Source organism: Saltatorellus ferox (genome assembly GCA_007751475.1).
In the GTDB taxonomy this organism is placed as follows: Bacteria; Planctomycetota; UBA1135; order UBA1135.
In genome coordinates this window covers 6,920,499-6,935,253 of sequence record CP036434.1, presented here as the reverse complement: position 1 = coordinate 6,935,253, position 14,755 = coordinate 6,920,499, and the positions used below count along the sequence as shown (strand labels likewise).

The 14,755-nt window shown below is 67.3% G+C and carries 14 protein-coding genes; 11 read left to right on the top strand and 3 right to left on the bottom strand.

What is annotated here, in order from left to right:
* Window positions 1-97: 97 nt before the first annotated feature.
* Window positions 98-1,990 (bottom strand): UbiD family decarboxylase, encoded by a 1,893-nt coding sequence (locus Poly30_RS25110; protein WP_419190649.1) that lies wholly within the window; start codon window positions 1,988-1,990, stop codon window positions 98-100.
* An 80-nt stretch (window positions 1,991-2,070) separates the two neighbouring features.
* Here Poly30_RS25110 and Poly30_RS25105 point away from each other — a divergent pair, with 80 nt between their 5' ends.
* Genes Poly30_RS25105 through Poly30_RS25095 form a run of 3 tightly spaced genes read left to right on the top strand, consistent with a single transcriptional unit; the run spans window position 2,071 to window position 6,278 of the window.
* Entirely contained in the window at window positions 2,071-3,213 is a 1,143-nt protein-coding gene (locus tag Poly30_RS25105; protein ID WP_145204189.1) for a mechanosensitive ion channel family protein, read from the top strand.
* Window positions 3,214-3,249: 36 nt separating this feature from the next.
* Window positions 3,250-4,989 carry a DUF1800 domain-containing protein gene (locus Poly30_RS25100; RefSeq protein WP_145204186.1) on the top strand — a complete coding sequence of 580 codons (1,740 nt, stop codon included), beginning with the start codon at window positions 3,250-3,252 and terminating at the stop codon, window positions 4,987-4,989.
* A gap of 8 nt (window positions 4,990-4,997) precedes the next feature.
* On the top strand, window positions 4,998-6,278 hold the full coding sequence (locus Poly30_RS25095; protein ID WP_145204183.1) for a DUF1501 domain-containing protein: 1,281 nt from the start codon (window positions 4,998-5,000) through the stop codon (window positions 6,276-6,278).
* A gap of 19 nt (window positions 6,279-6,297) precedes the next feature.
* Here Poly30_RS25095 and Poly30_RS25090 read toward each other — a convergent pair whose 3' ends face one another.
* Complete coding sequence (locus Poly30_RS25090; RefSeq protein ID WP_145204180.1) at window positions 6,298-6,732, bottom strand: NUDIX hydrolase; 435 nt, start codon at window positions 6,730-6,732, stop codon at window positions 6,298-6,300.
* Between the two features lie 141 nt (window positions 6,733-6,873).
* Between Poly30_RS25090 and Poly30_RS25085 the strand changes: the two genes are divergently transcribed.
* The 4 genes from Poly30_RS25085 to Poly30_RS25070 all read left to right on the top strand — a co-directional run bounded on the left by Poly30_RS25085 (window position 6,874) and on the right by Poly30_RS25070 (window position 10,334).
* Window positions 6,874-8,115 (top strand): bifunctional folylpolyglutamate synthase/dihydrofolate synthase, encoded by a 1,242-nt coding sequence (locus Poly30_RS25085; protein WP_145204177.1) that lies wholly within the window; start codon window positions 6,874-6,876, stop codon window positions 8,113-8,115.
* Between the two features lie 138 nt (window positions 8,116-8,253).
* Window positions 8,254-8,751 (top strand): DUF6812 domain-containing protein, encoded by a 498-nt coding sequence (locus Poly30_RS25080; protein ID WP_145204174.1) that lies wholly within the window; start codon window positions 8,254-8,256, stop codon window positions 8,749-8,751.
* Between the two features lie 292 nt (window positions 8,752-9,043).
* Entirely contained in the window at window positions 9,044-9,712 is a 669-nt protein-coding gene (locus Poly30_RS25075) for a phytanoyl-CoA dioxygenase family protein (RefSeq protein ID WP_419190648.1), read from the top strand.
* Window positions 9,713-9,866: 154 nt separating this feature from the next.
* Entirely contained in the window at window positions 9,867-10,334 is a 468-nt protein-coding gene (locus tag Poly30_RS25070; RefSeq protein ID WP_419190647.1) for an HD domain-containing protein, read from the top strand.
* Between the two features lie 15 nt (window positions 10,335-10,349).
* On the opposite strand, the gene Poly30_RS25065 is transcribed toward Poly30_RS25070, so the two are convergent.
* Complete coding sequence (locus Poly30_RS25065; RefSeq protein ID WP_145204164.1) at window positions 10,350-10,715, bottom strand: hypothetical protein; 366 nt, start codon at window positions 10,713-10,715, stop codon at window positions 10,350-10,352.
* A gap of 403 nt (window positions 10,716-11,118) precedes the next feature.
* Here Poly30_RS25065 and Poly30_RS25060 point away from each other — a divergent pair, with 403 nt between their 5' ends.
* From Poly30_RS25060 to Poly30_RS25045, 4 genes are all read left to right on the top strand, one after another.
* Window positions 11,119-11,565 carry a MarR family winged helix-turn-helix transcriptional regulator gene (locus tag Poly30_RS25060; RefSeq protein WP_419190646.1) on the top strand — a complete coding sequence of 149 codons (447 nt, stop codon included), beginning with the start codon at window positions 11,119-11,121 and terminating at the stop codon, window positions 11,563-11,565.
* Window positions 11,566-11,641: 76 nt separating this feature from the next.
* Window positions 11,642-12,097, top strand: a complete 456-nt coding sequence (locus tag Poly30_RS25055) for a DoxX family protein (RefSeq protein ID WP_145204159.1) — start codon at window positions 11,642-11,644, stop codon at window positions 12,095-12,097.
* Between the two features lie 2 nt (window positions 12,098-12,099).
* Window positions 12,100-12,912, top strand: coding sequence for a DODA-type extradiol aromatic ring-opening family dioxygenase (locus Poly30_RS25050; RefSeq protein ID WP_145204156.1), 813 nt, complete (start codon window positions 12,100-12,102; stop codon window positions 12,910-12,912).
* Window positions 12,913-13,432: 520 nt separating this feature from the next.
* Window positions 13,433-14,632, top strand: coding sequence for a hypothetical protein (locus Poly30_RS25045; protein WP_145204153.1), 1,200 nt, complete (start codon window positions 13,433-13,435; stop codon window positions 14,630-14,632).
* Window positions 14,633-14,755 lie beyond the last annotated feature (123 nt).

Below are 14,755 nucleotides of genomic sequence, written 5' to 3'. Positions count from 1 at the left end.
AGAATTGCGCTGGCTCGACGCGCATCCGCGTCAGCGGATGCGCCAGGGACGTCGAACAGTCTGCAACATGAAATCTTGCAGACTGTGAGCGCGTTGTCTACGAGGTCAGGTGCGCTCGATCGGAGTCGCCCATCTCGACGCGGCCACCGGGGAAGTATTCGCTCCAACGGCGCTCCACCGTCGCCGCGGTGTCCGGATCGCAGAACAGCTCTTCCGGGTAGTCCGGCTTCATCCGCGAGTCGATCACGATGGGTGGGGTGAACGCCGTGTGGTGGTGCACGAGGTCGATCGACTTCGCGTACAGGTCGCGCGCCGGATCGAACCGCGTGAAGGTGGTCCACAGGAAGTTCATCGGGCTGTGGCTCGCCTGCGCTGCGTTGTCGACGACGACCACGAGCGGCCAGTCCGCGAAGGCGGGGTCGGCGGCGATGGCGGCGGCTGCGTTCGGCTCCGATGCATGGCTCGGACACTCCACGCAGAGCGCGCCCGGAGCGAACACGGCGACGGCGCCCGCGGGCTTCGCGGGCGAACCCACGAACTCCGTGGGGAGGTTCCGGATCGGATCGCCGAGCCCGAGGAGCACGCCCTTGCTGCCCTCGTTGATCTTCGGCCCCGCGTAGTCGAGCGAGTCCATCGAGAGGTTCGACAGCACGAAGAGATCCGTGCGGAAGTCGGCGCGCTCGAGGATGTGCACCAGCGTCGCCTTGAAGTCGCGCAGGTTGACGGCCCGGTCCGTGGCGAGGAGGAACTTGGTCAGCGAGAGCTGGCCCTCGCCGAGGATCCGGAACGCAGACACCATGGCCTCGCGGCGATAGCGCTCGCGCACGACCGCGCCAGCCAGCGCGTGATAGCCGGTCTCCCCGTAGCTCCACAGATCGAGCACGCCGGGCATCGCGACCTTCGCGAGCGGCAGCAAGAGGTCCTGGAGGTAGTCACCGATGAAGAAGTCCTCCTGGCGTGGCTTGCCGACGACGGTGGCGGGCCAGATGGCGTTCTTCCGGCGGTAGAGCCGGTCGCACTGGAACCACGGGTAGTCGTGGGTCTCGGAGTAGTAGCCGTAGTGGTCGCCGAAGGGGCCCTCGGGCCGCCGCGCCCCGGGCTGAATCTGGCCGGCGAGCACGAACTCCGAGCGAGCGACCAGGGGCAGGGACGTGCCCTGCGCGGGGCAGAGATCGAGCCGTTTACCGAGGACGAGGCTCGCGAGCAGGACCTCGGGCACGTTCTCCGGCAGCGGCGCGATCGCCGCGAGCACCAGGGCCGGCGGTCCGCCGACGTGTATATGGACCGGCAAGCTCTGCCCCAGGCGCTCGGCCTCCGCCAGGTGGAAGCCGCCGCCCTTGCCGATCTGGGCGTGCATCCCCACGCCGCCGTCACCGAAGACCTGGGCGCGGTACATCCCGAGATTGAGCCCCTCGGATTCGGGGTGCGCGGTGAGCACGAGCGGGAGCGTCACGAAGGGGCCGCCGTCCCGCTTCCACGTCGTCAGGGCAGGGAGGCGACTGAGGTCCGGCTTCGTCTCGATGACCTCGGTCACCGGGCCGCCGCGCCCCCGCTTGAGCCCGACCTTCGCGAGGGCAGCGAACAGGCTGCGCTGTTTCCAGAGGTTCCCCGGCGTCGGAGGCAGCGCTTCCTCCGGCAGGCGAGCCACGCGCGCCACCACGTCCTCCGGTCGATCTCCGAAGGCAAGCCGAACGCGCCTGGCCGTTCCGAAGAGGTTGGTGACGGCCGGAAACGCCGCGCCCTTCGGACGCTTGAACAGGATCGCGGGGCCGTTGGCGGCGATCACGCGGCGGTGGACCTCGGCCATCTCCAGGCGAGGGTCGACTTCGGCTTCGACCTCGACGAGTTCCCCCTCGGCCCGGAGGCGATCGAGGAAGGCGGGTAGATCGATGGGCGCGGTGTGGCTCATGGGGGAGAACGGTACCGGGTGAGCGGCGGTGGTGCGACCGGAAGCAGGCGCCCCGTCAGCGGCCATTTCGTCCGGCATCATGTCGCGGATGTGAAAGCCGGTCGGTCAAATCCAGCGGCCCTGGGCGGAAAGGGAGCGCGCGATCCGGCAGGCTGGGGCGCATGGTTCCTCTCCGCTCACGCTTCATCGCTGCCATGGGTGCGTCCGTTCGGCGCGTCGCACTTCTGTCCTTCCTCGTCATGGCGCTCGTTCTCGGGATGGCGCGCGATGCCTCTGGCCAGGCTCCGCCACAGGATTCGGGTCCGTCTGCGACTCAACGGGCTCCAGCGAGCGAGGGGCCTTCGAGCGAGCGCAGCGTCCCGGCGGCGACCGAGGACGCTGCCACGCCGTCCCCGCAGGCTTCCGGCCTCGAGGGCGCCAAGCTGGGCGTGGAGCGCGAGGTCCGCAGCCTCTTTTCCGACCCCGTCCCGACGCTCAAGCGCTGGTTCCTGGAGGACGGGCCGCGCGTGGCGGGTCGCCTGCTGCTCTTCCTGCTCATCCTCATCATCGCCAAGGTGCTGGCGCGCATCGCCGGGCGAATCGTTCGCAGAGCCGTCGCCCGCTCGGCGAAGAACGCCAGCGAACTCTTCAAGGCCTTCATCGAGAACACCGTCTCGAACGTGGTGTTCATCCTGGGCCTCATCCTGGCGCTACAGAATCTCGGGCTCGACGTCGCGCCGCTGATCGCGGGCGTCGGCGTCGTGGGCTTCATCGTCGGCTTCGCTCTCCAGGACACGCTCGGGAACTTTGCGGCCGGGATCATGCTCCTGACCTATCGACCCTTCGACGTGGGCGATTTCGTCGAGGTCGCGGGCAAGGAAGGCACGGTCGATTCCATGACGCTGGTCTCCACGACGCTCATGACCCTCGACAACCAGCGCCTCACGATCCCCAACGGAAAGATCTGGGGCGACGTGATTCGGAACGCGACGGCCAACGACCGACGCCGCATGAACGAGACCGTCGGCATCGGCTACGACGACGACATCGCCAGGGCGGAGGCCGTGGCCATGGAGGTCGCGAAGTCGCTCCAGCACGTGCTGGCCGATCCCGAGCCCCAGGTTCTGGTGACGTCCCTCGGCGACTCCTCGGTGAACCTCTCGATCCGCGCCTGGGTCCCGACGAAGGAGTACTTCGGGTCCTGCTGCGAACTTCGCCGAAGTGTGAAGCTCAGGTTCGACGCGGAGGGCATCTCGATCCCGTACCCGCAGCGCGATGTTCACGTGCGTGCGCTGCCGAAGAGGGCAGAGGCCGTGGAGAGTTAACCCCAGATCGCTGGCGGTCGTTACGGTGAAGGGGTGATGAACGACTTGAACGCCAATCCAAAGCGGGCGCGTTTCGTTTCCGTGACCATCTCCTGTCTCGGACTGTTCTGCGCCGCCGACGTCAGCGCTTTCGCGGGCCCGACGGGCGCGGGAGGAACGGCCCTGGAGACCTCGGGCGCTTCGGACGAGACCGGTTTTTCCTGGGGCCCCCGCGAGGTCGAGCACGTCTGGAATCGCGCGGGATTCGGCATCCGGCCCGGGGAGATCGATCGCTGGGTCGAGGCCGGTCCTGAAGCCCTCGTCGACTACCTCCTGGCGCCGCGCCCGCTCGCCGAGCAGACGATCGCGGGGCCCTTCGTCTATCGCGGACCGCGCATCGACCCCGTCGAGTTCGAGCAGCGCACGATCGACGAGCGACGCGCGTACCGGGCTGAGATTCGCAGGGTCTACGCGGCGGAGTTCGCGAGGCTGCGCGCGGGCTGGGTCCGGCGGATGGTCCGCGGGGAAGATCCCTTGCGGGATCGGCTCACGCTCTTCTGGCACGGCGTCTTCACCTCTTCCTACGAGACGGTGCGCGAGCCCGGCATGATCGGGCGCCAGCACAACGTGCTTCGGCGCGGGGCCCTCGGTAGCTACGAGGGGCTCCTGCGCGCGATGCTTCGCGATCCGGCGATGCTCGTGTACCTGAGCAACGACAAGAACAAGAAAGGGAAGCCGAACGAGAACCTCGCGCGCGAGGTGATGGAGCTCTTCAGTCTGGGCGAGGGCAGCGGCTACACCGAACTCGACGTGCAGGAAGCGGCGCGGGCGCTCACCGGCGCGGGGGTGGCGCGGGATCGCGACGACGTGGACTACCGCTTCGAGAGGAAGGATCACGACAGCCGGATGAAGACGATCCTCGGCGTCGAGGGGCAGCACGGACCGGACGACCTCGCCACCATCCTTCTGGCTCAGCCCGCCTGCGCCCGCTTCATCGCGGGGAGCCTGATCGAATACATGGAAGGTCTTCCGCCCGAGCCCGAGCGCCTGGAACGCTATGCCGGGCGGCTTCGCGGAACGGGCTACGACATCGCGTACTTCATGCGCACGCTCCTTCTCGATCCGGCCTTCTACCGGCCGGAAGTCGTGGGTGCGCGCGTCAGCTCGCCCATCGACTACGTCGTCGGTTCGGCGGTGCGCTTCGGTGGGGGAGTGCCTCCCGGCTTTCTCGTGGAAGCGGCTTCGTCGCTGGGGCAGAACCTCTTCCGACCTCCGAACGTGAAGGGCTGGGAGGAAGGCATCGCCTGGATTTCGACGGCGTCGTTCATGCTGCGCGGAAACGTGGCGGGCGCACTCCTCGGACGGATCGATCGCAGGGCGGTGCGCGAGGAGACCGAGCGCATGCTCGAGGATCTCGGCCACGAAGGCATGATGGACGAGATGTCCGCCGAGGAGATGGCGACCATGAGCAGCGAGCAGTCGAAGCGCGACGAGATGAGTCGGCTGACGCGCTTGCTGAAGGACGCCAAGTACAAGCCGAGCGCCGCCATCTTCAGGTGGCTTCGCGCGCAGAAGCCGGCGTCGAACGCCGAGATCGTCGCGCTTCTGAGCGACCGTCTACTGGCCATCGAGCCACCGGCCGAGACGCTGATCATGCTCGAGGGACGCCTCGACAGCCTGCGAAAGGCGGCCGGTCACGGGGGTTCCAGGTTTTTCACCAGCGCCAAGGTGAGCGAACCTCTGCTGCGTGAGCTCTGTCACCTGATCCTGTCCCTGCCCGAAGCCCAGCTCCACTGAGGTCACCCATGTCGAAACCCATTTCGCGGCCTATCTCAAGGCGGCGCGTGCTCCGCGCCGGAGCCCTGGGGCTTCTCGCTCCGTCCCTGCAGCCGCGGACCTTCGGGCTCGGTCGCCTCGTGCGCGCCAGCGATCTGCCGCCGGGCTCCAAGCAGCTCGTGATGATCCAGCTCTCGGGAGGCAACGACGGGCTCTCGACCATCGTGCCCCACGGTGACGACGAACTCTACCGGCACCGCAAGACCACGGCCCACCAGCGTACGGAGCTGCTGCCGCTGGACGAGTATCGCGCCTTCAACCCGAGGCTCGGCGCGTTCCGCGCGGAGTTCGACGCGGGCCGTCTCGCCATCGTGGAGGGGTGCGGCTACCCGGATCCGATCCGCTCGCACTTTCGATCGATGGAGATCTGGCACACCGGCGATCACCGCGGCCGGGCGTCCGGGGATGGGTGGATCGGCAAGCTCAGCGCGACCGCGTGGGGCGACCAGCCCGAACCCGACTCGGTGGTGCACTTCGGGGGCCGCGCGCCGTACTCGGTCTTTTCGTCCACGCACCCCCCGGTGGCCGTGGCCTCGCCGACGGCGTACCGCTGGTTCGGGGAGCAGGACGTGTACGCCATGGGCGGTTCGGCGATCTGCGAGCACGAGCCAGACGTTGATTCGACGGCCGATGAACCCGTGCAGCGCGAACCGCGCCACTCCGGACGCGACGCGGCCCTGCGACAGCTCCGCAAAACGCTCGACGACGCGACGGAGTCGTCCGCGCGCGTCCGTGGGGCGGCGATCGCCTACCAGACCGAGGTCGACTACCCGGGCAACGCGCTCGCGGCTTCGCTGCGGGACGTGGCGGCGCTCATCAACGGTGGCGTCGGAACGCGCGTTTTCTCCGTGCTCGAAGGCGGCTACGACACGCACACGAATCAGCTGATCCAGCACGACCGCAACATGGGCGGGCTGGGCGCGGCGCTCGGCGCATTCTTGAAAGACCTACGCCGCACCGAAGCCGGAAAGAACACGGTGGTGGTCGTGTTCTCCGAGTTCGGGCGGCGCGTGGCCGAGAACGGTTCCAAGGGGCACGACCACGGCAAGGCCGGGCCGATGTTCGTGTTCGGCGACCAGGTCAAGGGCGGCCTCTACGGGGCGCATCCGTCGCTCACCGATCTCGATGACGGCGACGTGTCCTTCACGACCGACTTCCGGTCCGTCTATACGACGGTGATCGAGCGTATGTTCGGCGTGAATCCGGTGGCGGTGCTCGGCGATTCGTATCCGGCCCTCGCCTTTCTCTGATGCCCCATCGGGCTGCGGTCTAGGCGGCGAGCACCTTGGTGTGCAGCCGCATCATCGCGGCTCGGTCGGGCTCGAGGCCGAGGCTGGAGTAGGCGTCCTGGAAGTGAGCCCAGCGGTGGCCCGGCCACGCGGGCGAGATCGACGCCTCGATCCGATCGGGCGGGATGTCGGCCGCGGTGCGGAAGCCGAAGGTCCACTCGATGATCTCCTCGTCGCCGAGCGTCCAGCGCCCGGGCATGTCGAGGTCCAGAAGCTGCCCTGGTCGGTTGACGCCGAGGTCGGAAGCGACCTTGCGACGGATGGCGGACTCGAGCTTCTCGCCGAACCCTAGCTCGCCCCGGAGCGGGCCCCAGAGCGCCTCGAGTCCCTGATCGGGCTTCAAGAGCAGGTAGTTCGGTGTCGCCTCGTTGAACCGGTAGACGAAGACTTTGATCCGGTGGTGCAGCTCGCTCATGGTGTTTCCCCTGGGTATCCAGGATGTGGAAGCCGAAGGAACTTGTATTTCCGAACGTGACTTTCAGAGCTTTGACCATGGGTGAATCAGGCCGGGAACTCGCATATTGTCGCGCCGCCCCCGGCTCTGCTGCTTTCGTCCATGCCTGAGACCCCATTCGATGCCACCGTCGCGCGCCTGAACGCGCGTATCAACTGGGAGCGACGCGACCGCAGCACCGGCTGGCGCGTCGACCTCGATCCTGTCACGGCGCTCCTCGGTGAACTCGGCGATCCCCAGATGGGATTCCGGCTCGTTCACGTCGCGGGATCCAAGGGGAAGGGGTCGGTTTCGAGCCTCGTCAGCCACGCGCTCATCGCGGCCGGTGAGCGCGTCGGTACCTACGGGTCGCCGCACGTCGAGTCGATCACCGAGCGCGTGCGGCTGGATGGCAACAACATCGACGAGAGCGCGCTCGGTGTCGCGCTCACGGCGGTGCTGGACGTGGTCGAGGCCGAGCAGGCCGCGGGCCGAGTCGCGGGCGAGGCGTCCTGGTTCGACATCATGACGGCGGCGGCGCTGGTCGCGTTCCGGAACGCGGGCGTGACGTTCGCGGTGCTGGAGGTCGGACTTGGCGGGCGCCTCGACTCCACGAACGTGATCCCGTCCCCCGAGGTCGCGGTGGTGACGACGATCGCGCTGGAGCACACGAACATCCTCGGGAAGACCCACGGCGCGATCGCCAGGGAAAAGGGCGGCATCGTCAAGTCCGGCTGTCATTTCGTTTCCGGCTGTGACCCCGATTCCGAGGCAGGGCTCGTGCTCCAAGGCATCGCGAGCGAGCGCGGCGTGGCGGGTTACACCATGGCGTGGAGCCCGGAGGATCGAACGTTCGAGGAGGTCAACGTTCGGATCGCCAGGGCGGTGATCGAGGCGCTGCGCGAGCGCCGAGCGGTGGATGCGCAGGTCGATGGGAACGTCATCGCGGCGTCCCGGCTCCCCGGCCGGATGGAAAGGCGCCTCTTCGAGGACGTCCCCGTGGTGATGGACGGGGCGCACGTTCCGAATTCGGTGGAGATGGCGCTGCAGGAGGCCATGGCCGAGCACCGTGGGCCCTTCTGGGCGGTCCTCGCCGTCCACCACGAGAAAGACGCCGCCGCGCTCGCGGCGCCGATCCTGGAGCACGCGGAGGGTCTGATCGCGACGACGGTGCCCGGCTCCGGCGTGCACTTCTCGTCCGCAGAGCTGCTCGAAAAACTGCACCATCCCTCCCTCGTGGCGGTGGAAGAGCCCCGCGAGGCTCTCGCCGAGGCCGTGCGCCGGGCGCGGGCCCGGGAGGGCGGCTGGGTCTTCGTGACCGGCTCCCTCTACCTGGTGGGCGTGATCCGGGGCTCGCTCGAGTAGCCCTCCGCGGTCGCTCCGATCGGAAAGTTCTTCCGGTCGAGCGGCCAGGCCTCGGTTGCTGCGGCGTGAGACCCTCCTGTTTCAAGGAGCCTCAAGGTCAGGCGCCCCGTGGGTCGATCTCCCCACCCGGTAAACCCCATGATTCGCTCTGACCTCTTCCTCACGGACGCTTTCCTGATCAAGGGGAACGTCGAGCACAAATACACGCGGCTCTCGAAGCTTCTCGACGAGCACAGGAAGACCTTCCTTCGCGTTCGGGACTGCACCCTGATCGATCTCGGCAGCCGAGATCAGATCCAGACGCCGCTCCTCCACATGAACGTGGACGAGGTGCTCGTGGCCCACGAGTACCTGGACGAAGCGGGCGACGGTCCGCTGGCGGAGCTCGCGAAGGAGCCCGACCTCGACAAGGTCAGGGTTTTCTACACGGGGAACCTGAACGTCGAGCTGGCGGGGATGATCCGCCCGGGCGCCTACGAGTGCACCGACTCCGCGACGCGCCGCTTCTTCGTGATGCGCGAGCCGGAACTCCGCGGCTTCAACCATCGCGATGACCCCGAGCTGAAGGCGATCGTCAACCTGTCCTACGCGATCATCAACAAGGCGCGGCTGTCGTACGTGTACGACTTCAACTGATCTCTGTCAGTGATTCGGGCTCGATGGCACACTGAAGAGGTGCCATGGAGCCACCGCCCCGATTCTTCTCGATTCGTCGCCGAGCGATCTCGCCGTCACACGTGGAAATGATTCTGCTGACGGTCCACTCCGTGGTCGGTTGCCGCTTCGACTCGGGCGATGCGGTCTCCTGCTTCCGGGGAGTGCATCCGGGTCCGTCCTACTGGCGCTGGACCAGGATCGATGGTTCCCTGACCGCGGATCAGAGAGCGACGCGTCCGTGAATCCGTCCTGTGAAGCTCTGCAAGGCCTGTTGGAAAGCGACGGATTCGCCGCTCTCGAAGACCTCATCGCGGAGCCCCAGCGTCACGCTCTTCGTCGTGCGTTCGACTCGATCCGTGTCGGCGCGGGTCGCCGGGACGGGCTGGAGCTGACTCCCGTCCGGGAGCTGGCGACCGAGGTGATCAACGATCCTCGCCTCGCGGGCTTCGCGCGCGCGTTCGCGGTCCGCGCGATCCTCTTCGATAAGACACCCGAGGCGAACTGGCTCGTCACCTGGCACCAGGACACGACCATTCCCGTGCGGGCGCGGAGGGAGGTCGCGGGATTCACCTCCTGGTCGGAGAAGGACGGCGTTCCCAGCGTTCGACCGCCCGCCGGGGTCCTCGAATCGATGTTGACCGTGAGGGTGGAGCTGGACGGTAGCAGCGGAACGAACGGGCCTCTCCGCGTCGTGCCCGGCTCACACCGCGGGGGGATCCTTATCCGCGAGGAGATCGAAAGCGTGCGGGCAGTGGGGCGCGAGATCGAATGCCTGGTACCGGCGGGCGGCGCGCTGCTCATGCGCCCGCTGCTGCTCCACGCCTCCTCACGCGCGTCCAGCCCCGGTCGTCGGCGCGTGGTTCACCTGGAGTTCGCCTCGGACGCGTTGCCCGGCGGCCTCGAATGGCACGCGGCGATCGGGCGGCGCGCGGTGCCCTGAGGACTTCCTCTTCCTTCCAGTAGCCGCCATGCAGCACCGTCACCCGGCCACTCCGGGAAGGTCGGCCTCGCGCCGCGACTCCCGCAGATCGGTGAACCCGTGCGTCCAGAGCTCGAGCATCGCGTCCTCTGTAGCCTGGGACGCGGTCGCGCCCGTGACCCCCTCCGCTTTCAATGCGCGACAGCTCGCCACCAGGCCTGGAGTTCTGACTCGGCAGGCAGCGCTTCTTCACGACGTCGTGGAGGACGGCGAGGGCTGGACCATCGAGAGAGTGGAGAGGCTCTTCTGCCCGGACGTCGCGCGCGCCGTTCACGATCTGACGGAGCGCACGGGCGGCAGCTGGGCGTTCCTCGAGCAGTCTGCTTTGGACCACGTGGCCGAGATGGACGCGCGCTCCCTGGCGGTGAAGACCGTGGACAAGCTCCACAACATGCGGTCGCTCCTGGCGAGCCTCTCCGCCGCGCCGGATCCGTCGAGCGTCTGGGAGTCCTTCAGCCGCGGCCCCGCCCAGACGATCGGCTACGCGAGGCAGCTGGCGGAGGCGCTGATGGTGCGCCTGCGCGAGGTCGGAGAGTTCGAGTCGCTGGGCGAGGAGCTCCTCACGGCGGTCGACGACCTCTAACGGTTCGTGCCGTAGTCAATCTGCCTGCCCGCGAAACACCCGCTCCAAAAGCGTCGCCGTCGCGAGCCATACGCCCAGCCCGGCCCCGATCAGTGGGGCAGGAGCGAGGTGCGTGCTGAGGACCCGGACGGCCAAGATCGCCGCGAGCAGCGCGGCGAGACCCATGAACATGCCCGATGTCGACTGGGCGATACCGCGACTCCCCGCGGCGGCGCCCACGATCGTCCAAGCGATCAGGATCTTCGTCGGCATCGTCGCCACGAGGCCGGCGATGCGATTCTCCTCCATGTCGGCCGCGAGCTTGACGAGCACGGCGACGACGCCGGAGAGGACGAAGATGACGGCGTACTGCGCGGGTCGACCGAGCTCGGAGAAGTTCATGGGCGTCAGTCGATTTGCATGAGGGTGGGACGGCTCTTCGAGGCGCGGATCCGCTCGATCGCCTCGCGTACTGCGGCCGCCTTCTATCACTCGATGGGACGCCCTCCTGAGCCAGAGCAGACCCGCATAGTCTGATGAGGAGGCTCTTTTACGTAGTTCGTGCGGCAGCTTTGCTGAAATGTGGGACCCTTCAAAGTGTCCTTCGCCGCACAACCCGCAACCCCAATGGCGGTACCGAACCCGACCCAAAGCCGCTCCGTTTCGATTCAAACGGTTTCTCTCCGATCTGAAACGTGGCGGCTTTGGGTCAGGCTCGGTGCCGCCACATTGCCCTGGCTCTCTTCCAGGAATTTCGATAATTGCTGTTGGAACAGCGAACGTTTGGACGAGGATGGCTCTTGCCATGGGAGCGCGAAGCAAGGACATACTGGCCCGGGACGCCTATCTGGCCCTCCTTCGGGCCCACGAGGCCCTTCAGGGAGGCGCGGCCGAACTATTCAAGGCCCATGGCCTCACACAGGTTCAGTTCAACGTGCTTAGGATCCTGCGTGGTGCCGGGCGCGAGGGGCTGCCCTGCCAGACCATCGGCGAGCGCTTGATCACCCGGGTGCCCGACATGACCCGGATCCTTGATCGCATGGACCGTGACGGTCTGGTGGCCCGCGAACGCAGCACCGAGGACCGTCGCGTGGTGCTCGTCCGGATCTCCGACGAGGGCCTCCGTCGGGTCGATGCGCTCGACGAGCCCGTGATGGAGCTTCATCGCGCGCAGTTCCAGGGGCTTGCCAAGGGGGAGCTGGAATCCCTCGAGTCGGCGCTCCTCGCGCTCGTCGACGCCGCGCGAACCTGATCTTCCACATGGAGGCCGCTCCCGGCCCTCGTGCTATTTATTACCTGTTAAAACACTGACCATTGCAACAGCTACCATGAAAGTCACACGCTTCGACCTGGGTCTCCTGTCCCTCCGCCTCCTGACCGGTGCGGTCTTCGTCTTCCACGGGTCCCAGAAGCTCTTCGGCGCCTTCGGCGGGTACGGCATCGAAGGCACCTCCGGATGGATGGCGAGCATCGGTATTCCGTTTCCGACGCTGTCGACCTACCTCGCGGGTGGAGCGGAGTTCTTCGGCGGCCTCGCGTTCCTCACGGGCATCCTGACGCGCTTGGCGTCGCTTCCGGTTGCCTTCGCGATGCTTGTAGGGGCCTTCACGGCACACACGGGCTTCGACGCGACCCAGGGCGGCATGGAGTACCCGCTCGTCCTCGCCGCCGCGGCGGTCGCCCTGGGTCTGACCGGCCCGGGGCGCATCAGCCTCGGCCGCGGTCGATTCGACCTCCCGATGCTGTTGCCCGAACGCCACGAGTCGCTCGAGGGTACGGTCTGAGCATGCTTGTATCGCCCGCGGCACTGTTCGTCTCCCATGGCGCGCCGACGCTCGCCGTCGAGCCCGAGCGCGCCGCAGACCTGCGCGAGTGGGGCCGCTCGCTCGAGGCTCCAGAGGCCATCGTGATCGTCTCTGCCCACTGGGAGCGGACGCCGGTCTCCATCGGCACGACGACGCCGCGGCCGCTGCTGCACGACTACGGGGGCTTCCGGGGTCCGCTCCAGAAGGTGACTTACGCAGCACCGGTTGCGGCCGACCGGGCAGATCGCGTGGAGCGCGCGCTCGCGGCGAGCTCGTTGGAGTCCGGCGCGGTTCAGCGCGTGGACGACCGACCCTGGGACCATGGGGTCTGGGTGCCGCTCGTGCACCTCTTCCCGGAAAGCCGCGTCCCCGTGCTCCAGGTGAGCCTCGCGTCGCGAACCTCGCCCAGGAGGCTGTTCGAGATCGGCCAGAGGCTTCGTCGCGAGCTCGGACCGGATACGCTCGTGATCGGCAGCGGCGGTATCGTGCACAACCTGCGTGCCATCGACTGGTCCGAGACGGACCTGCCTCCGGCGTGGGCGAGCGATTTCGAGGCGTGGGCCCGTGACGTGCTCGTCCGGGGAGACCGCGATGCCCTGATGGACTTCGCCGCGCGCGCACCGGCCTTGCACCTCGCGCATCCGACGCTCGAACACTGGCTCCCGATGCTGGTCGCAGCAGGCGCCGGCGGCCTCGGCGACACGGGCAGCCCGGGGCCTCGGTTCCCTGTCGAGGGCTTCGAGTACGGAAGTCTGGGGCGGCTGGGCGTGGAGTTTGGCGCCTCGGTAGACTGACACGGATAGGTTCCTGGCCTCGATGTGGGCATCACCCACCATAGAGCCACACGTCTTCTGTGACTTCGTCCGCGAGGAAGATCAGGCTTGCTCGATGGTGAGGTATGAACGGTCGGCCTCACATTCTTCGGAGACCTCCATGGCCAAGGCAGTGACCAGCCTCGACCCCGTGGACGGGAGCGCTTCCAGATGGAGGTGATCAAGTCCCCGATGCAGAGGCGCAAGGTCTGGGAGCACGTGCCGCGGAGCGACGTGTATCACGGGCTCGGGTGGGGGGTCTTGGCCCCTTGTTCGAGTGCGGTGTCGCGTGAAGGCTTCGTGGCGCGGCAGGGGATGGGCAAGGCGAAGTGCGGGAGCGTGGAGCCGCAGACCTGGCTCTTGCGGGTGGACTGGAGCGAATCGGACCCACAGATTCTGCTGAAGTGCCTTTTTTCCTGTGATGGTTGTGAATGCGTGGGGTCGAGGGGCCGGGGTGGAGACGGACTCCTCGCCCATTCTCTCACTGCTACTCCTCCAGACCATGCCTGCTTTCTCTCGTTCAATGGGTCACCTGGCCAATCGCCTGCTCCTCCTGGGTGTTGCTCTCGCGGCCTCTCTCCAGTCCTCCGCGGCGGCAGGTGAGATCCTGCGAATCGCGGCCAACGGCACCGGGGACTACTTCAGCATCGCCGATGCCTACGCGGCCGCGGCCGAGGGTGACACGCTTCTCATCATCGGAGCGCCGCTCGACACCCGGGTCCAGGTAGACGGTAAGGCCGTCGACGTGGTGATGACGAGCGCTCTTTCGCACTCACTGCTGCAGGTCAGCGTGCGCAATCTGGGCGCGGGAAAGACCGTCTACATTCGCGGGATCCACTACGGAGGATTGCTGGCGGTCGAGGACTGCGCTGGCTCCGTGATCATCGCAGACTCTTCCTTCGGCTTCGGCTGGCTCCTCCGGAACGACAGCGTGGCGATGGTGCGCACCACGATCGAAGGGAACGGTGCCAGCAGCGCCGGCGCGCCGAACGATCTTGCGACGTTTCATGTGAACGACACGTCCGTTCTCGTGAGTCAATCGGAGCTGAACGGGCAGGTCGGAGAGTACGGACAGTGTGGTTCTGGTATCTGTACCACCTGCTGCTACGACGGAGGACCCGGCTACAACACCCTGCGCGTGACCGGCTCGAGCTACATGCGCGTGCAGGCCTCGACGATCTACGGAGGCCCGGGTGGTCCGGTGGTAGGCGGCCTGGGATTCTGTCCATGTTCCAGCGGCGCGGATGGGCTTAGCTATTCGGTGGACTCTGGCGCGACCCTCCAGCTCCTCGAGACCACGACGTACTCGGGCACGGGATCGAACGGCCACGCCACGCAGCTCTCCGGGACCGCGCGACGGGTAGACACTCCCGTGAGCGCGGATGGTGGTTCGAGCTTTCAACTTCTGATCTCCGGCGATCCAGGGGATACGGCCTACTTGCTGGCGGGCGGCGATCTGATCTTCCGCCCGACCTACTGGTCGGCGGGGATCATCCAGGTGAACGGGGCTCTCGGACGCCGTCGCCTCGGCTCGATTCCTCCGGGCGGTGTGCTCAGCGTTCCGCTGACGGCTCCGCCTGTCGCCTCGGGACAGGTCGAGCCACTCCTCACCCAGGTGGTGCTTCTGCTGGCCAACGGAGAGATCCGCCTGGCGCCCGCCGGCATCGTGCAGGTGCGCGGCGCAGGAGTTGCCGCCTGGTAGCTGTGACGGCGGCGAGCGTCCCGATGGGCAGAACTGACTCGGGTGCGTGGCGACTTCGGGCTCGAAAGAGTCGACAGGGCATGACGCCCGCCTTCGAAGGGCGAGTTCGAGCTCGAATTTCTG